Annotated in this window: 23 protein-coding genes; 13 read left to right on the top strand and 10 right to left on the bottom strand. The window is 47.5% G+C overall.

The genetic code is table 11. The features are described 5' to 3' along the window. Positions 1–54: 54 nt before the first annotated feature. Positions 55–564, top strand: a complete 510-nt coding sequence (locus C8J48_RS01415) for a DUF2179 domain-containing protein (RefSeq protein WP_211316572.1) — start codon at positions 55–57, stop codon at positions 562–564. A 175-nt stretch (positions 565–739) separates the two neighbouring features. Here C8J48_RS01415 and C8J48_RS01420 read toward each other — a convergent pair whose 3' ends face one another. The 3 genes from C8J48_RS01420 to C8J48_RS01430 form a co-directional block, all read right to left on the bottom strand. After that, positions 740–997 carry a hypothetical protein gene (locus tag C8J48_RS01420; protein ID WP_107724611.1) on the bottom strand — a complete coding sequence of 86 codons (258 nt, stop codon included), beginning with the start codon at positions 995–997 and terminating at the stop codon, positions 740–742. Further along, the gene (locus C8J48_RS01425; RefSeq protein WP_107724612.1) at positions 997–1194 is read right to left on the bottom strand and encodes a hypothetical protein; all 198 of its coding nucleotides are present in this window, start codon (positions 1192–1194) and stop codon (positions 997–999) included. Before C8J48_RS01425 ends, C8J48_RS01420 begins: the two co-directional genes overlap by 1 nt. 97 nt (positions 1195–1291) lie before the next feature. Further along, positions 1292–2290, bottom strand: coding sequence for an NAD(P)/FAD-dependent oxidoreductase (locus tag C8J48_RS01430; RefSeq protein WP_107724613.1), 999 nt, complete (start codon positions 2288–2290; stop codon positions 1292–1294). Between the two features lie 431 nt (positions 2291–2721). Between C8J48_RS01430 and C8J48_RS01435 the strand changes: the two genes are divergently transcribed. The 3 genes from C8J48_RS01435 to C8J48_RS01440 all read left to right on the top strand — a co-directional run bounded on the left by C8J48_RS01435 (position 2722) and on the right by C8J48_RS01440 (position 4827). Further along, a complete protein-coding gene (locus tag C8J48_RS01435; RefSeq protein WP_107724614.1) occupies positions 2722–3912 on the top strand; it encodes an NAD(P)/FAD-dependent oxidoreductase in 1191 nt (396 codons plus the stop codon). A 160-nt stretch (positions 3913–4072) separates the two neighbouring features. Continuing rightward, complete coding sequence (locus tag C8J48_RS18595) at positions 4073–4210, top strand: YuiA family protein (RefSeq protein ID WP_170105053.1); 138 nt, start codon at positions 4073–4075, stop codon at positions 4208–4210. A 164-nt stretch (positions 4211–4374) separates the two neighbouring features. Next, positions 4375–4827, top strand: a complete 453-nt coding sequence (locus tag C8J48_RS01440) for a VOC family protein (protein WP_107724615.1) — start codon at positions 4375–4377, stop codon at positions 4825–4827. A 432-nt stretch (positions 4828–5259) separates the two neighbouring features. Here the strand turns inward: C8J48_RS01440 and C8J48_RS01445 are convergent, their stop codons facing one another. Beyond that, positions 5260–6030, bottom strand: coding sequence for a chlorite dismutase family protein (locus C8J48_RS01445; RefSeq protein WP_245891033.1), 771 nt, complete (start codon positions 6028–6030; stop codon positions 5260–5262). Between the two features lie 272 nt (positions 6031–6302). Here C8J48_RS01445 and C8J48_RS01450 point away from each other — a divergent pair, with 272 nt between their 5' ends. Beyond that, entirely contained in the window at positions 6303–6566 is a 264-nt protein-coding gene (locus C8J48_RS01450) for a YuiB family protein (protein ID WP_245891034.1), read from the top strand. Positions 6567–6665: 99 nt separating this feature from the next. Here the strand turns inward: C8J48_RS01450 and C8J48_RS01455 are convergent, their stop codons facing one another. Continuing rightward, the gene (locus C8J48_RS01455; RefSeq protein WP_107724616.1) at positions 6666–7472 is read right to left on the bottom strand and encodes a cobalamin-binding protein; all 807 of its coding nucleotides are present in this window, start codon (positions 7470–7472) and stop codon (positions 6666–6668) included. A gap of 59 nt (positions 7473–7531) precedes the next feature. Between C8J48_RS01455 and C8J48_RS01460 the strand changes: the two genes are divergently transcribed. Beyond that, entirely contained in the window at positions 7532–8095 is a 564-nt protein-coding gene (locus C8J48_RS01460; RefSeq protein WP_107724617.1) for a GNAT family N-acetyltransferase, read from the top strand. Positions 8096–8100: 5 nt separating this feature from the next. On the opposite strand, the gene C8J48_RS01465 is transcribed toward C8J48_RS01460, so the two are convergent. Further along, positions 8101–8619: a divergent PAP2 family protein gene (locus tag C8J48_RS01465; RefSeq protein ID WP_245891035.1), complete on the bottom strand. Its 519-nt coding sequence runs from the start codon at positions 8617–8619 to the stop codon at positions 8101–8103. Between the two features lie 294 nt (positions 8620–8913). On the opposite strand from C8J48_RS01465, the gene C8J48_RS01470 reads away from it, so the two are divergent. Further along, positions 8914–9438: a hypothetical protein gene (locus C8J48_RS01470; RefSeq protein ID WP_107724618.1), complete on the top strand. Its 525-nt coding sequence runs from the start codon at positions 8914–8916 to the stop codon at positions 9436–9438. 97 nt (positions 9439–9535) lie between these two features. Here C8J48_RS01470 and C8J48_RS01475 read toward each other — a convergent pair whose 3' ends face one another. Continuing rightward, a complete protein-coding gene (locus C8J48_RS01475; protein WP_170105055.1) occupies positions 9536–9997 on the bottom strand; it encodes a macro domain-containing protein in 462 nt (153 codons plus the stop codon). 188 nt (positions 9998–10185) lie between these two features. Between C8J48_RS01475 and C8J48_RS01480 the strand changes: the two genes are divergently transcribed. The 5 genes from C8J48_RS01480 (at position 10186) to C8J48_RS01500 (ending at position 17207) form a co-directional block, all read left to right on the top strand. Next, on the top strand, positions 10186–10761 hold the full coding sequence (locus C8J48_RS01480; RefSeq protein ID WP_170105057.1) for a TetR/AcrR family transcriptional regulator: 576 nt from the start codon (positions 10186–10188) through the stop codon (positions 10759–10761). A 196-nt stretch (positions 10762–10957) separates the two neighbouring features. After that, entirely contained in the window at positions 10958–13516 is a 2559-nt protein-coding gene (locus tag C8J48_RS01485; protein WP_146160431.1) for a PEP/pyruvate-binding domain-containing protein, read from the top strand. Continuing rightward, a complete protein-coding gene (locus C8J48_RS01490) occupies positions 13513–14844 on the top strand; it encodes an MFS transporter (protein ID WP_107724622.1) in 1332 nt (443 codons plus the stop codon). Before C8J48_RS01485 ends, C8J48_RS01490 begins: the two co-directional genes overlap by 4 nt. Before the next feature lie 456 nt (positions 14845–15300). Further along, positions 15301–15975 carry a response regulator transcription factor gene (locus tag C8J48_RS01495; RefSeq protein ID WP_107724623.1) on the top strand — a complete coding sequence of 225 codons (675 nt, stop codon included), beginning with the start codon at positions 15301–15303 and terminating at the stop codon, positions 15973–15975. After that, entirely contained in the window at positions 15975–17207 is a 1233-nt protein-coding gene (locus C8J48_RS01500) for a sensor histidine kinase (protein ID WP_107724624.1), read from the top strand. Before C8J48_RS01495 ends, C8J48_RS01500 begins: the two co-directional genes overlap by 1 nt. Positions 17208–17312: 105 nt before the next feature. Here C8J48_RS01500 and C8J48_RS01505 read toward each other — a convergent pair whose 3' ends face one another. Then, the gene (locus C8J48_RS01505) at positions 17313–18482 is read right to left on the bottom strand and encodes a S1C family serine protease (protein WP_107724625.1); all 1170 of its coding nucleotides are present in this window, start codon (positions 18480–18482) and stop codon (positions 17313–17315) included. A 337-nt stretch (positions 18483–18819) separates the two neighbouring features. Between C8J48_RS01505 and C8J48_RS01510 the strand changes: the two genes are divergently transcribed. Further along, positions 18820–19401: a hypothetical protein gene (locus tag C8J48_RS01510; RefSeq protein ID WP_107724626.1), complete on the top strand. Its 582-nt coding sequence runs from the start codon at positions 18820–18822 to the stop codon at positions 19399–19401. A gap of 186 nt (positions 19402–19587) precedes the next feature. Here C8J48_RS01510 and C8J48_RS01515 read toward each other — a convergent pair whose 3' ends face one another. Together C8J48_RS01515 and C8J48_RS01520 are read right to left on the bottom strand one after the other, a co-directional pair. After that, positions 19588–20946: an amidohydrolase family protein gene (locus C8J48_RS01515; protein WP_107724627.1), complete on the bottom strand. Its 1359-nt coding sequence runs from the start codon at positions 20944–20946 to the stop codon at positions 19588–19590. Positions 20947–21256: 310 nt separating this feature from the next. Then, complete coding sequence (locus C8J48_RS01520) at positions 21257–21613, bottom strand: winged helix-turn-helix transcriptional regulator (RefSeq protein WP_107724628.1); 357 nt, start codon at positions 21611–21613, stop codon at positions 21257–21259. Positions 21614–21660 lie beyond the last annotated feature (47 nt).

Consider the following 21660-nt stretch of genomic DNA (forward strand, 5'->3'; position numbering starts at 1 on the left):
TATGATGGGAGAGATTTAATGTGATTTCTCCAAATTAAGGAGGTAATGCTGCTGATGGGTGTTCTTCTTTTTATTTTTTTCATTCAAATCGCGTATGTGACCACTTCTACCTTACGCTTGATTGTCATGATGAAAGGGAATGCAAAGCTAGCTTCCATCATCAGTTTTGGAGAAGTCTTTATCTATTTGCTGGGCTTAGCGACGGTATTGGACAACATCGACAATTGGCTAAATGTCGTTGTGTACTGTTTTGGCTTTGCCTTAGGGGTTTATACCGGCTCCCTGATTGAAGAGAAGATGGCGATGGGCTATGTCACCGTGCAAGTGATCACCCGCAAAGAAGATTCCGATATGCCACAGCAGTTGCGCAACGCAGGCTTTGGTGTAACCTCTTGGCTGGGAGAAGGCCTTAGCGGGGAGCGGCTGGTGTTGATGGTATTAACCAAGCGGCGGCGTCAAGCGGAGCTGGTTAATAAAATAAAAGAGATTGACAGTCAAGCGTTTGTTGTTTCCTCGGAGCCCAAAACCTTCATCGGTGGATTTTGGGTACGGCGAACGCAGTGATGTTATAAAAGGCCCCATGTGGTTGATCCGGTAAAAATGAAACGTCACTGTCAATACAGAAGGAAATCATCGGCGAAGTCGAGGGAAGCGACATTTTAAGGTTGGATCGATGCAGTTCTTCCGAGGATCAAGCGGCCTATAGCGAAATGTTTGGGATTGAACAACCCTGGGATAGTCATAGAGGCTGTTCATTCACCAGGTGGTGCTCATCATAGCCACAAGAGCGACAATACAAAATATGAGGACAGCGTTGTGGGTTTAAATCCAATAACCCGTCGTTGTGCTTCATATCATCGATGGGACGGTAAGGGCTGTAGTCTGCCAACAAGTCAAAAGAGCGACCGCAATCTTCCATTCTTTCCCCGCAATGGGGGCACATCGCTTCTAACAGATCAAAACCGTTACAGATGGGGCAGCCCGTTGACGTATTCATCAGGATTGTCTCCGGTTTCGATTGGTGATCAGGGTATAAGCCAATAAAACGAGAAACGATGCAGCGGCGACTATCCAACCGTAGCCGGCGTAAGCACCAGAACCTTGAAATGCAAATAGAATTAAGAGTGGAATTCCTACAGTGGACAAGATCAGCAGCAAATGGTAAAGCAATGGGATTGTGCGCGTCCGATCCATCTCACAATCACCTCCAAGGTATAATGTTAGCGTGATCTTCATTTCAGTGGTTCATACATAAAAAAACGCCCCTTTTGGGAGCGTTGGTGTGTATTGATTATAAATTCATGTTGGAACTGTGACCAGGCTGCAGCCGAGCTTTGGGATCGATGTATTGTTTGGCGTTGTTTACGGCTGTTGGCGCTTCTCCGAAACCGACAGCGATCAATTTTACTTTGCCAGGGTAGGTTGCAATATCGCCGGCGGCATAAATACCGGGAATATTGGTTTCCATACGGGAGTTGACCACGATGGAGCCTTTTTCGATTTCCAGTCCCCATTCCTGGATCGGGCCGAGAGAAGAGACAAATCCAAAGCTGACGATGACCGCATCGACATCCAACTCTTCTTTTACACCACTTTTCTTATCACCGATAATCGCCTTTTGGATGGAATCGGATCCCTGTAAGGCGAAGATTTCACGGGGAGTACGCACATCGACGGAAGAGCTCCGCATCTGGTCAACACTGGTTTCATGAGCGCGGAATTTATCTCGCCGATGGATGACGGTAACCTTTTTAGCTATCGGTTCCAGCATATTGGCCCAGTCAACGGCAGAATCCCCACCACCGGCGATCAGAACCCGTTTTCCGGTAAATTGTTTTAAATCTTTGACAAAGTAGAAAAGGCTCTTCTCTTCAAAGCGCTCCATATCCGGAAGCGCCAATTTACGTGGTTGAAAGGCGCCACAACCAGCTGTGATGATGATGGTTTTGGATAAATGTGTATCCTTATCGGTAGTGATCGTAAAAATTCCATCCTCATCTTTACTTACCTGAAGTACTTTTTCGTCAAGGCAAAACTGGGGCTCAAACAGTTTGCACTGTTCGATGAGATTGTCGACGAGATCCTGTGCCAGTACTTTAGGAAAGCCGGCGACATCATAGATATATTTTTCGGGGTAAAGAGCCGACAACTGTCCCCCCAGCTGTGGCATGCTTTCGATTACTTTTACACTGGCATTGCGCATGCCTGCGTAAAAGGCGGCAAACAGGCCGGCAGGTCCTCCGCCGATGATGGTGATATCTGGGATGTTTTGGGACCGGATCGTTTCCAATGAGATGCACCTCCGAGAATCTATGCTTGAGATTAGGTTTGAGTAAGGCTTAAGGCTTTTTATATAATTGTGTAAGTGGTTATCATTTTCCAGCCGTATTTTATCACGAATGAGGGATGTTTACTAGAGATTGGCAGTATAAAGGCAAGGTGGAGGCATTGTGTCACCTTTCCTTCCCTCCATCATTGTATAGTTACTCCCGTGATGCTACAAGTTTTTTATCCATTCGTTCAAATTGGGACTATTATTGTGACGAATTTCACCAACTTGTGCCATGGGTGAGGAATCGACAAAAGGGTACAATGAAAACAAATAGACCCCTTGTCAAATAGAAGCGATAATTTTATCATGATAACTAGTGCATGTGTCTTATCGGGCTTACAGCTTTATTTGTGATTTTTTTAACATACACTTAATTGGATGTGGTACAGATGGGTCTTCCTAAAATTGTCGTGTTGGGGGCCGGTTATGGTGGACTAATGACAGTCGTCGGTCTCCAAAAACAACTGAATCTAGAAGAAGCCGAAGTGACGCTGGTTAATCAAAACCCGTATCATTATGTGACCACCAAGCTGCATGAACCGGCTGCAGGGACGCTGGATCCGGAATACGTTCGCGTTTCTTTGGATGAGGTTATCAACCCGAACAAAGTAAAGTTTGTACAAGATCGGGTAACCAAGCTGGATGTGGAGAACAAGCAGGTGCAGCTAGAACAAGGCGATCCTCTCCCCTATGATACCCTTGTATTCGCTTTGGGGAGTGCACCGGAAACCTTTGGCATCAAAGGGTTGCTGGAAAACGCCTATTTTATTCGCAACTTGGATGGAGTCGCAGTGATTCGGGAACGGATGGAGCAACTATTTACCCAGTATAAACCCCAAGATGGGTCGGATGAGCCGCTTAATATCGTTGTAGGTGGTGCAGGCTTTACTGGAATCGAGTATGTGGGTGAATTGGTGGATCGGATTCCTGAGCTTTGTGCACAACATGGCATCCCGCAGGAAAAGGTACGACTGATCAATATTGAAGCGGCACCGACGGTATTGCCTGGTTTTGACAAAGACTTAGTTGATTACGCGGTGAAATACCTGGAAGAAAAAGGCGTCGAATTTAAGATCAACACCCCGATTGAAGAGTGCACACCAGAAGGTGTCGTTCTCAAAGGGGGAGAGGAGATTCAATCTTCCCTGGTGGTTTGGACCGGAGGGGTACGCGGTCATGTATTGCTGGAAGAGTCCGGGATCGAGACAATGCGCGGTCGGGTCAAAGTAGATGAATATCTACGTGTTCCTGGGCATGAGAATATCTTTGTGATTGGAGACAGCTCGCTGATTTTCAATGATCAAGAACGTCCTTATCCACCGACGGCCCAAATGGCAACCCAACAGGGGCAGCTATTGGCCAAAAACCTGTTGGCCCAATTGCGCGGTGGGGAGATGAAGTCTTTCCGGTTTGAAAGTAAAGGGACATTGGCTTCCTTGGGAGGCAGCACTGCGATGGGACTGGTGGGTACAAAGAAGGTATACGGTAAAGTCGCGTCTTTCCTGAAAAAAGCCAACGACTTAAGGTGGTTCTTTTTACTGGGTGGCGTCTCGCTCATGTTTAAGAAGATGAAGTTCTAAACCGTTGATTTTCCCCGTCTTTGACGGGGTTTTTTATTTTTATCGGAAAGGTTGATTAGTTTTTACATCTTTTCCCTATTCCCTTTTTGTGAAAAATCGGTTATCATGATTAACTAATAAACAAAAAATAGTGACAACAACAGAAGGGGGATTGATCCTCATGGCAACGCACATTGTCACAACAACAGAAGATACTTGCCAATATTGTGGCGGTGATGGATATAATCAACTGTTGCTGGGCGGTTCGGAAACTTGTCAACATTGCAAGGGTACGGGCAAATCGAAGCAGAAAAAGTAATGGTCGCAATAAATGGCGTCAAGATATTTGGCGTCTTTTTGTATTGGCTATGTTATACTTTGGTGTTGATATTTTAATTGTTTGGGGGTAATTAGTAATTATTGAATAAAATAAATATGAAGATGATCAGGTAATAAATTTGTACACATAAGGAGATAAAAATTATGGCAAAAAACAAATTACTAAGAATGGACAATGTTGGCATCGTTGTAGAATCCCTTGATGAAGCAATCTCTTTCTTCGAGGAGATTGGCTTGAAGCTCGAAGGGCGAGCTACTGTCGAAGGTGAATGGGCTGGTCGCGTAACCGGGCTGGGTTCACAGTGTGTAGAGATTGCTATGATGGTTACCCCAGATGGTCACAGTCGACTTGAACTTTCGCGATTTCTCACCCCACCTACTATATCAGATCACCGAACTGCTCCTGTAAATGCCCTCGGTTATCTACGCGTCATGTTCACAGTTGAAGACATTGACGAAATGGTATCCAGACTCACTAAGTATGGTGCTCAGCTCGTTGGCGAAGTGGTTCAGTACGAGGACTCGTATCGGCTCTGCTACATTCGTGGAATTGAAGGACTTCTAATCGGTTTGGCGGAACAAGTCAGTAATAAATAAGTGACGTTTAAAAGAAGACTTAACTGAAATATACATTACTAGAGTAAAAAATAGAAACAGAAAAGCAGTGTGAAAGTATCTCGAAGAAGTCGGGTGCATCAATCACATAAACACCGCATTCACGCTCGGGGTCTGGGCGACCCTCGGTCCCGGAAACAAGGAACGAGGAAGTAATTGCCGGGACACATCCGCGCCGACTAACCGCATCGCGGTCGGCAGCAAGCTGCCTTAACTCGGTGGGACATCGTGATGCATGAACTTTAACGGAAATCAATGCAAAACCAAATTAAAGGGACTCAACTCTAACGGGTACAATAGCTCAATAAGCCGCCTCTTCAACGAGGCGGTTTTCTTATCGTAAAAATCAACATCAGGATTTAACATAGCCTTTGTATTAAAACACCCCCGGTTTTAACAGCCGGGGGTGCTTGGTTACAGGGTATTTAGTGCATCCATGATCTCGTTGTGATGGATACAGGTGAACATCGGCACATCGCGCAGGGTGTAGCGGCTTGCTTCCGATTCGCGCAGCTCCTGCACCAACAGGGAGAAATCGGTGATTTCATCCGTTTCAAAGGCGACGACAAATTCATGGTCGTCGATACCAAAGCTGTAGGTGGTGTTTAACTTTACCGACGGGTATTTGCTTCCCACTTGGATATGCTCGTCCATCATACCTTGGCGAGTGGGGTAGGAGAGCTGGTACCAATCCCTCGTCTTAATAAAGGGATAGACGAACAGATATTTTTTCGCCCCTGGGATGATATAAACCCGTGGATTCTGATGTTCGGGGTCCATTTTATCGACGTACACACTTCGCTTGGTGAAGGAAAGATAGGAGTAGGTAATCTCCAAATATTTCCCTAAGCCGGTGTGTAGCAGTTTATGGCTCATCGCTTGAAAGGATTCCACATCCTTGGCGATTCGCCACAGTACGAGATCGGCGTCAGCGCGAATGCCGACGGTAGAATAGGAAAGGACCATCATCCCGTTTTTGCCGTGGTATTCATTGATCACATCGGCAAATTCCTGTTTGCCACGCTCTTGCTCTTCTTGGCTCAGTCGGCGCCAGGCGGGGTCAACTTTCAAGAAGAGAAAATTGACAAACTGGGTCGGCAGTTTTGGTTTGGCTTGGCCGTCACCGCCGGACGGATTGCTCGCGGGCCGTCCCATGGGAGGTCTTCCTCCGGTTTGTGGTCGCATGCAGTTTTCCTCCTTGTGAACGCTTCCCTTTCATTGTATCCAAATGAAATAGCAGTCGCAAACCAACGGTACAAGTGTCGGAAGACCGCCACATATCCCTACTGTTCACGAGAATGTCGCAAAGACAGCAAATCGGTTCAGTTGCAAGTAGAAACGCGGCTGGTATAATGTAAGTGGCGTTGATAAGAACCCTTATAATCCCCGTGAATGGATTTTAAGGGTAGAACGGATGGATCGGGATAAAAAAGGGTTCCATCGGAGGGTGAGGGTTGATGGATATGTATATTCCACAATATCTAGTGGCGGTTCCGCTATTCGCTTTTTTGGGATTTGGTATCTCTTTTATTTTGAATATGATCCTAAAGACGACCTGGTTGCCGATGGCACTTTATGTCATCCTGGTGGGCGTGATCGTCTTTCGGATGGAAAGTATCAAAACTGGGGATTGGCTGATGCTTTTCATCGGACTGATAGGAATCGGGATCGGCAGTTGGGCGATTCAATATTTGCGTAAAAAGGGATATCGGATGTTTTAAACGCGGGAGCAGCAGTGGTCTAAAGGCGGAGAGCCGGCTCTGCACTCCCGCTTTCAGTTGGTAATCACTTCACCGTTTATCCAAAGGATAAGCGGTTTTTTAGATGGGCCGGTCGGGATCAGGCGGATCGAATCGATCCGGATAAAGGAGATGGGCCAGGTATTCGATGCCGGTTAAAATTCGCTGTGACGGTCGACAATACCAACCTTCTTCTAAAATATGAATTCGATCAGGCTGCGCAAACGGTTTTCCTTGCCATGGGGGCCGTGATAGAATCTTTTCCTTTTTGACGCGATTCATGGGAACCCCGGTCCAGACAGCGAGTACCCGATCCGGTTGTCGGCGAGCGACTTCTGCCCAATCGGTCTGCACACTTTGCCCCTTCTCTTCTCCAAATACATTGACTCCGCCCACCCATTCACTTACATCGGTGAGCCAATTATCTCGCCCTGGGGTAAAGACGGGTTTGGGCCACCATTCCCAATAAAGCCGGTGTACGTGTTGATCGGCTGGGATTTTGCTTTTTATCTCATCCAATTTTAGCCAAAAACGATGTGCCAAATCATGCCCCCGTTCGGCTACTCCCGCCCGTTCCGCTACCCGTATAAAATCTTGAGGGATACCTTGAATGCGATCGGGGTAAAGAACAAGATAAGGGATGCCTTCCTGCTCCAAAGCCTCAATGTTTTTTTCCATTCCGGGAACACTAACAGACGCCAATACCCAATCCGGCTTTAACGCTTTCACTTTTTCCATGTCAATATTGAGATCCGGTCCCACTCGGGGGAGGTTTTGGACCGTGGAAGGCCAGTCTGAGTAATTGTCCAATCCGACTAAGCATTCCGTCAAATCCAGTGCTGTCAGAAGTTCAGTATTGCTGGGACAGATGGAAACGATTCGTTGCATGGAACTCGCCTCCTTGAGAAAGAAGAGTTTAAAAAGTTGAAAGGAGCTTCCAACCTAATATGGCTGCTGATGTAAAAGAGAGAACGGCACCTTTTTCGGAACGGCAAAAAATGAAAGCCAAAGGAAGACAGGTAATGTTACGCCCTGCAATCCCTCGTGATGCAGAGGAGTTACGGCGGCGATTGGCCCGTGTTGTGCGCGAGGGTGTCTATTTGGATGAAACGCCCGATTCCCTTCCCGATAAACAGGAGAAAAAAGAAGAGATCCAGGAAATTCAGGATGCCGGCGGTATGTATACGGTAGTGGAAGTGGATGGAGAGATTGCCGGTGCTGCCATTCTAAAAAGGGGAAACCGAGGGATTAGCCGTCATACGGCACGGTTCCGCACTTGGCTCACCCCTGGTTATCGTGGAATGGGTTTAGGAAGAAAATTGATGGAATATACGATTGCTTGGGCCCGCACCCAGGAAGTGGAAAAAATCAATCTTGATGTCTGGTCCTCCAATGATCGCGCGATTGAACTGTATAAAAAATACGGTTTCAAGGTGGAGGGACGTCTGCGTAAACAAGCGATTCTTCACGGGAAGTATGTGGATGAAGTTTATATGAGTTTGTTTTTGTAACTGAATTATACCCACAACCAAAACATCAGCAGGGCGATGGCGATACCAAACCATGCCCCCATAAACACTTCAATCGGCTGATGGCCGAGAATTTCTTTTAACTTAACCCGTGTTTCCTGCGGGTTTTTTTCTTTGATGTGGCGGATTTCGGACAGCATTACCGCAAAGTCTTCCGCCAGTTGGTTGAGCACCTGAGCCTGCATCCCGGCATGACGCCGTACGCCAGTGGCGTCATACATCACAATCAGGGCGAGGATGGTAGTAATCGCAAATAAAGGAGACCCAAATCCTTCCCAGATGCCGATCGCTGTAGCTAGGGAGGTGACGGCGGCGGTATGCCCACTAGGCATACCGCCGGTGTTAAAGAGCCAATTCCAATCCCATCGACGCGTAATCGTGTAGTTCCATGGTACTTTAAGGAATTGGGCTAGGGTGAGGGCGGTGAGAGACGCCCACAATGGATAATTGTTAAGTAGTTCCAACATGCGTTTCTTCTCGTCCTTTCTCGATTCTCCCTCCGACATGAACGTTATCCCCTCAGTTTTTTGCACATTTTACGCTGAGATTTATGGGATGGACAGCTATTTAGGGAGGTATGAAGTCCATAATTACAACCTTATACTTCAGTTTATCGCAATTGAACCGATTATCTCCAGTCCCCTTCTCCTTTTTCTTGACCGGTGCTCTGCCTTTGACTAGTCTCAAAGTAGGCGATAATCCAAATAAAGAGCCGCCTCAAAGCTCCATACAAAAATGGAAGGGTGTATTTTTCCAACAGTGCTGATCCAATCTTAAAAAGAGAGAAGGAGTGGGGGGTTATGTCCCTATCTTGGCTTATGATCGGATTGTTGACAGTATTGAGTTTGTTAGCGGTAATCATCTGGGTATTATTTCAACTTAATTCCAGGATGGACTCCAGCTCGGAAATTCAAACGGTTGCGACTCCATCCGGCAGCGACGACAGCTGGGAGTGGTTTGGAGAAGGAGAGTTGTCGGGAAGAACCGGGTTATCCACCGGGAAAAGCTTGCCGTTGTCGATTGAAAAAGAGACGATGGAAACGAGACCGGGTTGGGTTCGTCTTCATATTTCCATCGCTCAATCGGAACCAGGGATAATTCAACAAGCAGTAGGAGAGGGACTCAAACGACTAAAGGGCTATGACCAAGGTGGAGAGGTCCGGGTATACGCCGATGGGAAATGGGTCGGTAGCGGCGGTTTTATCCCAAATGAGTCGGCTGCTTCATGGTTGGAAGGATTGGCGGATCAAGAACGGGAGGCGATTATTCGCCAAGTGAAAAGTACCGGCACTCCCGTCTTCCTGATGCGAAAAATGTCCGAATAACAGCATTGCAATAACATGTTGACTCAAGAATCTCTCCTTCCTCCGCAAGATGGTTGATGGAAAAGGCCGGGTTTCTTTTTCCCGGCCAAAAATATCGTTACAACTTATATAAATGAACACCGCGCTGAAATTGCTCTGATACGGAGTAAATGATTGATTCTATTCTCTTCCAATCCCCACCGGCCAATCCGCACCCGATGTTATAGGGAAGGCCGACTTTGATAAAATCTTGGTCTTCCATTCCTTCTAAGTGATGAAACATCGAGCGAAGCGCAGAGCGGAATGCTTCATAATCGGTCTGTTTACCGCGGCCATAGTGATACTGACCGTAAAGGTTAAAGATGAGTCGCTGATCGCGGTGCCAAGCATAGGAGAGACTCCCTAACCGTTCTCGCGAGCCGACTGGAACTGGGTATTCTTTGTCCGTTTGAAACGCTTCAGGGTAACGTTTGGCGATTTGTTTGGCGATGCCTGCCCCCATGGTAGCGAAACAATTGGCCTGATGGCCGATAACGGTACAATCGCTTTGCAGAAGATCACCGTGATGGATAGAAAGCACTTTCCTCACTCCGATCATGTTTAAAAGTGGTCAATCGATATCAATTCATTTTAATATAACAGTTGAGAAATATGGATTCGATGAACTTTTGGGGATTATAATTTCATTTGACGGTGGAGAAAAATATTGATACCATCATATTGATGTTAGTGAATACTAACATTCGGTCGTGGAGGGTTTCATCGGTTATGGATGCCATCAAAACAAGGGACAAAATTTTGTTTGCAGCTATCGATTTGTTTGCCGAGAAAGGTTTTCGTGCCGTTACCACAATTGAAATCGCCAAGAGAGCTTCCGTCAGTGAAATGACGGTTTTCCGTCATTTTGGCACTAAAAAAAACATCTTGGATTATGCCATCGATAAATTTTCTCATGATGTTCCCATGCAAAAAATTTTTCAGGAACAAATTACTTGGGATCTAGAAAAGGATCTGTTGATGTTTAGTCAAGAGTGTCAAAAACTGATGAAGAAGAATAAAAAAGCGTTTCGTATAATCATACAAGAGATTAGACATTTTCCTGATCTGGAGGATAAAATGATATGCAAAAATCCCCAAAAGCTCAGGCGATTGTTGGTCGATTATTTTACACGGATGCAGGAGATGGGGAAGATGATTCAAACCGCCCCAGAAGTGCCTGCGATGGCAGTGGTTTCCCTGTGCGTAGTCGGAACGTTTGATGTGGAAATGCTTTTCACAGATGTGACCGCCGATCATTTCATCACTGATAACATCAAAATTTTTGCCAGAGGGCTTACGCCATAAGCCAATAGCTGAAATAACCTCGGGAGCTAGAGCGAGCCTGATATTAAAGTGAAACGTCCATCTGTGAATGTTTTTTCGGATGGTTTGTTCCGTTTCGATAAAAAAGGTTCGCTCTTTTCCGTCCTTACTGATAGTTAGTACCCACTAGCAGTAAGGATATATAAAAAAGCTGGATACAAAAAAGGGGTTGTTTGTTGTGTACACCGTATCCTTTGGTGACATCGGTCAGACTGATGCAAAAGTAGGGGCAAAAGCAGAAAATCTCTCGTTTTTGGTTGAGCATGGTTTTCCGGTTCCGGCTGGATTTGTTGTAACGATGGATGCCTTCCTCCGGGTATTAGAAGAAAACGAGCTCTGCTTTGAGAATACGGAGGAATGGGGTCAAAAACTTTCAACACTTCAGATTCCATTAGAAGTGCAAACAGAGTTGGAAAACGCTTTTCAACCGTTGCTGGATACTTACGGTTCTGTCGCTGTTCGCTCCTCTTCTGAAGCGGAAGATTTAGAAGGAGCTTCGTTTGCGGGACAGTATGAAACCTTTCTCCATATCCGTACCTTTGCAGAATTGCAGGAGAAATTAAAGGCATGTTGGGCGTCGATGTTTGCTCCAGCGGTTGTACAATATCTACAGCAGATGGAGATGGATACCACTGTATTGCCGATGGGTGTCATCGTTCAAGGGTTGGTAAAATCAGATGTGTCTGGTGTTATATTTAGCACCAATCCGGTTTCCAATAACGCTGAGGAAATGATGATCAATGCCAGTTATGGCTTGGGGGAAGGGATCGTTTCTGGTGTGGTCTCCCCCGATCTGTGGACGGTAAGGAAAGAGGATGGAACAACGATCGCGAAAGAATTAGGTAGTAAAGAAGTAGAAATCCATCCGGATGTTAGGGGAACGAAAACGCTAGCGACTCCGTTGGAGGATCGGGACCGATTTTGCCTGGAGGAGGAACCGATTTTTGCATTGGTGCAGTTGACACAAAGGATAGAGGAATTATACGGACATGCTGTCGATGTGGAGTTTGCCCTTAAAGATGGTCAAATCTATCTGTTGCAGGCGCGTCCAATCACTGGTTTAACTGCAAAGCCCCTCTCTGAATTTCAACAGTCGATCACACTGGGAGAAGCGGAGAGACAGGATGGATGCTGGGTTCAGTTTGACAATCTGACGGGGGCGCTTACCCCTTTGGATGCTTCTTTCCTCATTCCAATCGTGCCAGTGGCCATGCAAGCGGAAAATCAACCGATGCCGATGAAAATGAAATTGTACAAGGGTCATGTTTACACTTTCATGAGCCCGCCACCAGGGGCAGAGGAAATGGATATGGAAAAAATGATGGCGGAACAGTATAAAAAGATGGCCCCTTTGTTTCCCCATTTGCAGCAACGGATGATGGATGCGATCAACACCCATCTGCTCCCGCAATACCGCCGCTTTGAAGAAGAAGCGCACAACCCGCTCGCATTGGAGGAAGCATGGAAGAAGGTGCAGGAGCTATATGAATTTCACAAGAAAGCGTGGCAGGTCCATTTTGAAGTCGTTATACCACAGGGTGCCCTCAATATGGCTTTGGCGAAAACTTACCAGGAACTGTTGGGAGAAGAAGATACAACCGCAGTCCACGAATTATTGACAGGGACGATGAATAAGTTCCTGGAAACGGAGCGAGAGCTGTGCAAACTGGCTGAACAGGTAAAGGCGGAACCTGAATTATACGCGCTTTTCCGCGAGAATGAACCGGAGAAGTTGTGGTCGCTCCTTTCCAACTCTGCACAGGGTGAATCCTTTCTGGCCGCTGTCAAAGATTTTCTCTCGGTTTATGGCTATCGTCCCATCCATGATCATCGCATCAGTGAAACCTGGGTGGAAAACCCAACCCATGCCATGAGAGCGATCGCCAGCTATGTGGAGAGGGATTATGATTTTGACGCAGAGTTTCAACAGGGAGTGGAGAAGCGCCAAGCTCGGGTAGAGGAAGTGTTGCGCAGGATACCGGAAGGGGAAGGAAAGCAACGGTTTATGCAGTTGCATCAGTGGGCGTTGGATGCCGCCTGCGTCCGAGATGACCATCATTTTTATATCGATGCGATGCTACCGGCGTACTCCCATCTCTTTTTGCTCAATGTCGGAAAGACACTGGTTCGGCACAGGGTGTTGGCCGCTCCGCAAGATATCCTGTATCTGTATTGGGATGAACTGCTCGATTGCTTGCAAAAACCACAATCGATGGTAGAAGAGGTAGAGAGGCGAAAAGAAGAGCATCACCAAAATCAACATCGATCTCTTCCCTCCTACTTTGGTGAAATACCGGCGGCATTAAAAGAGAACCCGATGATGAAGGAGCTTTTTGGCTCGATCGAAGTGAAAAGTACAGATGATTTGATTGTAGGTAACGCCGCATCGAGCGGAACTTACACCGGTGTGGTAAAAGTGATCCAGGGTCCGGCGGAGTTTGGGAAGTTGCAAGAGGGGGAAGTTTTGGTTTGTAAAACGACTACCCCGACATGGATGACCCTCTTTGCTACGGCGGGGGCGGTGGTGACTGACGGAGGCGGTGTTCTCTCCCACACCGGCATTATCGCCCGAGAATACGGCCTGCCGGCGGTGTTGGGAACAAAAGTGGCGACGCAAAGGCTGCAAGATGGCGATAAGGTGATGGTTGATGGTACCCACGGCACCGTCACGGTGGTAGAGGCGGTTCTAAATGAAGCGGCTGCCACAGTAGCAGTAAGACGGGAGGAGCGTCGTTGAAACTGACAGGTAAGGAATGGACAATGATTGCCGCCATCTTGGCGGCATCAATGTTGGTTCCAGTCAATTCAACCATCATCGCCGTCGGTCTGTCTGCGATTGCCTCCACCTTTGGGGAAAGCCTGTCACAAATCTCCTGGGTGGTAACGGTTTATTTGATCGTGATGGCTGTGACGCAGCCGATCGCCGGTAAACTGGGGGATATTTATGGCAACGGAAAGGTTTTGATGGCAGGTTTAGTCTGTTTTTTAGTCGCATCCATCGCCTGTGCATTCTCGTTTCATCCGCTGTGGTTGATTGTGTTTCGGGGTGTGCAGGCATTGGGTGGGGCATTAATGACACCAAATGCGATTGCTCTGATCCGCTTTACGGTTCCACGGGAGCGTTTAGGGACCGTAATGGGGACGTTTGGATTGACAGCGGGTCTTGGGGCGGCTGCTGGTCCTCTGATTGGTTCCCTCTTAATCGGTACCTGGGGCTGGCAATCGATGTTTTGGGTCAATGTTCCCTTTTTAGTCTTTTCGATCCTCGCCTGTATCTGGGCACTACCCGCTACTGCTCGGAAGGATCGCGTTCCTTTGGATCTCCTGGGATCGGTCTATCTGGCGGTGGGGTTTACGCTTTTGATTCTGCTTTTCAAAGGACAGAGTGGCTTTGTCTCACTGTTGATGGTGTTGGGTTTGCTCATCTCCGCTGTTCTATTTACTCGGCACGAGAGACGGATATCGGAGCCACTGATCGATTTTGCGCTGTTTAAACGCCTTCCGTTTGTTAGTGCAAATCTCTCGATCCTATGCAGCAATTTTGTGATGTACGGAATTTTATTGGCGATGCCATTGTTGTTGGAGAGTCAATTTCAGATGGATGAGAGCCAAATCGGCTATGTCTTGGTTGCACTTACTCTGTCGATGACGCTCATTTCCCCATTGGGTGGCTACTTAACGGATCGGCTGGGAAAAAGGCCGATGGTAATCACCTCCTTTGTATTGACGACCATTGCTGCCGTTTTGCTTTGGGTGGTTATCCCGATGGGCTCACTCTCCCTGGTGGTTGTTTCCTTGGTCGTGGCTGGGGTTGGTTGTGGTATCGGGATGGGGGCGATGCAACTTTCCTCTTTGGATGCGGTGGAACAGGAAAAATCGGGCATCGCTTCAGGGATCTTTTCCACCTTCCGCTACTTCGGCAGCATGATCGCTTCCGCGCTTATCGCCATTACCGCAGGATCATCATTTTTGTTCGGCTGCTTTGTGGCCGCCGCATTCGCTGGGATCGTCATTTCTCTAGGAATCAGAAAACATCCGTCGGCCGAATCACAACGAGCGGCGTAAATCCCCCTCTATACGAAGGATCAGCTTGATGACAAAGTGGGCCCGGGTCCCGATTTCCGTTTCGCTCCACTTTCCATTTCAAGGATGTGGGGCTGTCCGCTCCATCTCCTCCGTCCCCAACCAGCGGCCAAAAGAAAAGCATATGTGGCCGCTAACGGTTGGGGTCTACGGAGACTCCGCTGGGTAGTCGGCAGTGCGAGACTAAGGAACGAAGTGACTATAGCGAGACTTGTACTTTAGTGCAAAGGTCGCTACACCGGAAATCGCTCCCCTCCTCCCGTGATCAAGGTTTGTCATCTATCTGCCCCCTCTCTATAAAGGGGATTTTTTTGTGGTCATTCTAAGAAAATACCAAGAAAGAGTCGATACCCTAGGATTGCATTCCTTTGTGCTTGAATTTGATCGACACTTTCGGTATCAATAAAATAACAGCTCCCTTGGTGGAGGGGGATTGGGATGAAAATTTTAATTATCGAGGATGATCGTCCCCTATTGGAATCGCTACAACGGATATTGGCGACGGAATTTGAGGTGGAGACGGCGACATCCGGGGATGAAGGGTTGTATTTGGCTGAGCAGGATATTGTTGATTGTATCGTTCTCGATATTATGCTGCCGGAAATCGATGGTTTGGATATTTTAACCGCTTTACGCAAACAGAACATCGAGGTTCCGGTTTTATTGTTGACCGCCAGGGACAGTGTGGAGGACAGGGTGACCGGGTTGGAGCGAGGGGCTGACGATTACCTGGTAAAACCTTTTGCCATGCCGGAGTTGCTGGCCCGGGTACGCGCCCTTCTGCGCCGCAAGGGTAGCCTTAAGCAGGAGGGCCTCTTACAATACGGACCGATTCAATTGCGCTTAAAGGAGCAGGAGGGGTATGTTGACGGTTCCCCGCTGCAGCTGACGGTAAAAGAGTTTTCGATGTTGGAGTATTTGCTGCAAAATGCGGAGCAGATTTTAACCCGTGAGCAATTGTATGACCGGGTATGGGGCTTTGATGCGGTTACATCCCTCTCCATTGTGGAATTGTATGTTCATTACCTGCGCAAAAAATTGTCCAAACACGGTGTGAGTGGAATGATTCATACCATCCGAGGTGTGGGCTATATGTTAAAGGAAGACGTGTGATGTTTCGTAAAACACAGCTGATGTTAACCCTGCAAAATGCCGCTGTCTTTTTGCTGATTATCAGTATTTTCGGGGCTTCTTTTTATTGGTATATGGAGAAGCAATCATACGATAAAATTGATCGCGCTCTGTTGTTGCAAGCGCAATTAGAGGAAGCGCGCATGCTGGGAGTGGATCTGGCTGCGGATAAAACCTTGGACCCGCTCATCGGCAAAATCATCTGGGATGAGGAGCACGGCGTGGTCTACAGTCGTATGCCGGCTGCGTTTTTGGAGAAAATTGAACAGCTGTATCCGCAAAAAGCTGATGGAAAAGTGCACACCCTTCAAGTTGAAGGGTTTACTTTTCGTTCCTTGGCTATTTCCGTTGAAACCACCAGCGGTACCTGGACCGTCCAAGCCCTCCGCAATATCGACGCTGAAATGATGACCTTGCAAGCGATGCGCACCAACATCGTCATCGGTTGTATCCTGGCGGCGATCGTGGCCGTGGTGGCGGGATATACCCTGGCTCGACGGGCATTGGTACCCATCCGCCGCTCCTGGGAAGCCCAACAGCAATTTGTGGCGGACGCTTCCCATGAATTGCGGACACCGCTTTCCGTCATTCAGATGAGGACGGAGCTGATGCTGAAAAACCCTGAGCAATTGATTCGGGAAAACAGCGATGATATCTCTACCATCTATCGCGAAACCCGCCGCATGCGAAAACTGGTGGCCGACTTACTTACATTGGCCCGTAGTGATTCCGACCAACTGCAAATCGAACGCAAGCGGTTTCGGTTGGATGAACTGGCAGAGGAAGTATCCCAACACTTTACCGAATTGGCGGCACTGGCAGATCTCTCCTTCCATACCCGGATTGAATCGAATTTATGGTGCTACGGGGATCGGGAAAGAATTCATCAGTTACTCGTTATTTTGTTGGATAACGCGATTACTTACACACCTAGTGGGGGAACGGTTCAACTCTCCTGTGCAAAAAAGGGAAACACCCTTACGATTGAAGTAACGGATACTGGTACAGGGATCGCTGCAAAAGATCTGCCCAAAATTTTTGAGCGCTTTTACCGTGGGGATAAGGCACGAAGTCGTGCACATGGCGGAACCGGTTTAGGCTTGAGCATCGCCAAATGGATTGTGGATGAACACCGCGGTCAGATCTCGGTAGCAAGCATTCCTGAGAATGGGACGACAGTGACGGTAAAGCTGGCGGCCGCCGTCGAGCGGTGAAGAAGAGATCAAACCGATTGGTTTGATATCAAAAGACTGTCGACAAACCGACGCTCTGCAAAAAATGGGCTCCCTCGATACGAGGGAACCCATTTTTAGGGATACTTATCTTTCCTGCAGTTCGGTGGAGGCAGTTTTCTTACTGCCGTCACGGTAGTACGAGATTTTGATGTTGTCTCTCACCTCTTTTTCCTTCCACAGGTAGGATTGGACATCAGCTGCGCTCTGCACTTTCTTTCCATCCAGCTCCACGATGACATCGAGACGATTCAGCCCTGCTTTGGCGGCACTACTTCCGGACGATACTTCTAGCAGCACAACCCCCTGGGTAACGGAAGTGGGGAGGTTTAGCTTTGATTCTCGATCACTTTCAGAAATGGTATCCAGATCCCGCATTGCGATTCCCATAAATGGCCGCTGTACTTTGCCGTGTTGGATCAGATCTTGGATAATCGGTTTGGCTTCATTAATGGGGATAGCAAATCCGATTCCCTCAACCCCCGTTTGTGCGACCTTCATGCTGTTGATCCCGATCACTTGACCGGCACCGTTGACCAGGGCTCCACCGCTGTTACCGGGGTTGATGGCAGCATCCGTTTGGATCACGTCCATCGTTTGATTGCTGGAAATGGAGATTTGTCGTTTGGGAGAACTGATGATCCCAGAGGTAACCGATTGGTAAAACTGCATCCCAATGGGATTGCCGATCGCAATCGCAGGTTCTCCGGCTTTAATGGTGTCGGAGTTTCCCCATTCGGCTACAGCCCCTACCCCGTCATCGGGGATTTCTAAAACCGCTAGATCAGTCGCCTCATCGCTACCCAACACATTGGCTGTGACGGTTTTTTCATTTTTGTCATCAGAGAGCACAATACGAACCTCATTTGCTCCAGCGATAACATGGTGATTGGTTACAATCAAGGCTTTTCCATTTTCTTTGGCATAGACGATACCGGAGCCACTTCCGCGATCTTGCTCTTGAGGGCTAAAAGGATCTCCGCTGTCTTGAACATTGATCACACCAACCACCGCAGGCAACGCTTTTTCCACTGCCTTGGTCACATCACTGTTTACATCGACGCTAACCGGTTGCGTGTCTACGGTTTCTGCGGGTTGGTTGGAATTCGTGCTGGAATGATTCCTAGAGAAGATCCCTTCTCCGGTAAAAGCGGGGGAAATGGTTAGGGTTAAGATGGAACTGACAACACCGGTAATCAAGGCGGTCACCAAAACGATGGCGAGGGGAAAGCTTTTGGAACTCTTGTAATAACCCATGAGTTACCCTCCTTGATCTTTTTAACTTTCGCGATTATAAGTAACCCGTAGCAACGGTGGTTTTTCCTTCGACACTCCATCTCCCACTTCGGTATAACACACACCATTGCAATCGGGAACATTACCAATGATGAAGGAACAATCTTGGTTTTTCCTTTGAAAAGTTATATCGATAGTATTTCCATTTTTCAAGAAAAAGAGGCCTGACTAGATTTTTTTTCGGTAGAATGGGCAAGGAGGCAAAAGATATCTGTGTCCAGATGAACAAAAGTGATCCAAACGAAGAACGATTACAAAATAAGGGGGCCATCATGGTAAGTTACCGGGTGGTGGAACGGTGGTCCGGGGAGAGTTGGGATCGATTGTATTGGGGCCGGATAGCGTTGGTTACCGTCTATATCCCAACGCACGTGTTTCTGGTGGTGATACCTGGACCGCCACCGATGTGGCCGTCGCCTTAGGGCGGGTAGAGTGGGCAGATTCACAGCTGGTTACAGCGGATATCCGCTGGTGCGAACAGGCGTATCAGCAGATGGTGGCAACAGTAGAAGAGGCGATTGACCGGATGAAAACGAGTGCCGCTCCGGTGCCGGCTATTTTGGTAGGTGGTGGCAGTATTTTATTGCCGGATCGATTGGAAGGGGTATCAGAGGTGATCCGCCATGGTGACTACGATGTGGCTAATGCCATCGGTGCCGCCATCGGCCAAGTAAGTGGACAAGTGGATCGCGTCTTTGCCTTGGATAAACAGAGCAGAGAGGAAGCAATGGAATATGCCAAAAAAACGGCGATACAGGACGCGGTTCAGGCCGGAGCGGATCCGGAAACTGTCGCCATTGTCGATATGGAGGATATTCCATTGGCTTACCTCCCCGGTAACGCCGTTCGAATTCGAGTGAAAGTGGCTGGTACTTTATAAGAACGAACGAGTGCAGTTCGAGGGGATGCTTTGAATGACAAATGTTGAAACCCTTCTTTGTAAACGTGTGTTCTATCGTGTATCACAAATCAGCAGTAAGCTGAGGCGAGTTGTTGTGAAAAGGGGTTGATCCAAAAGGGTACTGAAGTGCCCTTTTGGATCAACCTGTTTTTTGTAGTAGATTGATTATTTGTTTGTCTGATATCCAACAGGCGCTTCGGTTAAGAGATGGTTACGGGATTCTGCGGCCCGTTGATGGAGTCGATTCATATCGATATCCAACATCTTTCCTCTCCGTTTGATCGCTTTTCCAGCCACAAACACCGAATCGACATTATGGGTATTTGCGCATTGTACCACCGCACCTACGGGGTCATTGAGGGGGAACAGGTTTAAATGCGTCAGATCGATCATCACGATATCCGCTTCTTTCCCTGGTGTTAATGAGCCGATCTTGTGATCCAAACCTAACGCACGCGCGCCGTCAATCGTGGCAAATTCCAGGACATCCCGCGCGGAGAGCGCCAGTTGTTCCGGCATTTTTCCCTCTTTTAGAAGCTGTTCGTTGATGCGGGAGCGTTCCGCCTGCAGGGTGAACTTCATCTGAGCAAACAGATCACCGCCCGTCGATGTCACGACATCGACACCGATCGTGGGCCTTCCTCCTTGTTCCAGAAATAAACCGGTAGCCGGATAGCCATGTCCCATCATCATTTCCACTTCTGGTGTGACGGATATCGACGCACCTGAAGCGGCAATCATCTTAAACTCGTCGTAATGGATGGTATTGGCGTGGACAAAGTTAAGATCGGGTCCTAATAGACCGGCTTTGTGCAGCTTTTCAATCGATCGATCGACTGAACCCCATGTTCCAAAGCCCAAATGCATGGAACAGATGATATCTAACTCCCGTGCCAACTGAATATCGGATACGGCTGCTTCCCAGTGGCTAAATTCAGGTCCGCGAATCGCCAATCCCATGGTAAGCAATTGATCGGTAGAGGAAAAATACTGCTGCTTGACCCGTTTGCTATCTTCGGGGTGGCGCAGTTTACTCTCTCGGTTCCAATACTCACCATCTCCAGAAATACCATATGCAAACACAGCCCGGATTCCCGCTTCCTGCAATCCCCGAATCCATTCATCCGCATGTTCCGGTGACTCGATCATCGACCAGTCCAAAATGGTGGTTACACCCGCTTCCAGTGCTTCCAATGACCCGATCCAATTGCCGATATATCCGTCAAGCGGACGTAAGCGGCTGCCGATATTTCCGAAGTATATATTTTGTAAGTAAGTATTCAACGACCAATCAGCCCCGATGTTGCGGATCAGGGATTCCCAGGTGTGGCGATGGGTATCGACAAAACCGGGCAACACAATCTGGTTTTCCGCGTCAATGATCTCACAATCGTCTATGGATAGATCGGGTTGTATCGCTACAATTTTATTTCCTTCGATTAAGACGTCCGCTCGCTTAAAGTCGCCAATTGTATTGTCAAGAGTAATCACCATTCCGTTTTTGAACAATGTTCTTTTTGACATGTTTATCCCTCCACTGATTTTTCATAATGTTTTTGCACACGGATATTTTAGTTTTGAGTTTACTTCCGTATATCACGATATTTTCTAATATTCATATTAAAAAACCTCCTAGATGACGTTGCCCCATCATTATAAATTCAATATCCCACTTTTATTAAGTACGCACATAAAAGTGGGATAGGATAAAAAAGTATACTAAAGGGTTTCGATAATAAAGTCTGTCTTTGATAACCGAACAAAGCCCTGCGCTGAAAAGCGTCAGGGCTTTGTTCTAAATTTTAAGCTGATTTCGTTGGAAATCAGTCCTGTGTTACTCCGATTGAGTGTTCTTGAAGTTTTCCAAATGCTCTAGATGGGAAAGGCCCCATGCATGCATGGCTTCCAAAACCGGCTTTAATGTTTGGCCATGTTCGGTTAATGAATATTCCACTTTTGGTGGCACTTGGCGGTAGACGACTCGCTTTACAATCCCCTGCTCTTCTAGTTGACGTAGATGTAGGGTAAGCACCCTTTGTGTAACATCCGGAATTAATCTTTTTATTTCATTGTATCGCAATGTTCCTTTACTCAATAGATGGAGGAGAATAAGAGGCTTCCATTTACCGACGACTGCATCGAGAGCGACAACCACTTTGCATTGTTCTGGATTTTCTTTATTCCACTCCACTTTACCACCTCATCGTCGTGCCTTTGTGTCTACTATACAATATTTAA

Origin of the sequence: Desmospora activa DSM 45169 (genome assembly GCF_003046315.1) — a bacterium.
Classification (GTDB): Bacteria; Bacillota; Bacilli; order Thermoactinomycetales; family DSM-45169; genus Desmospora; species Desmospora activa.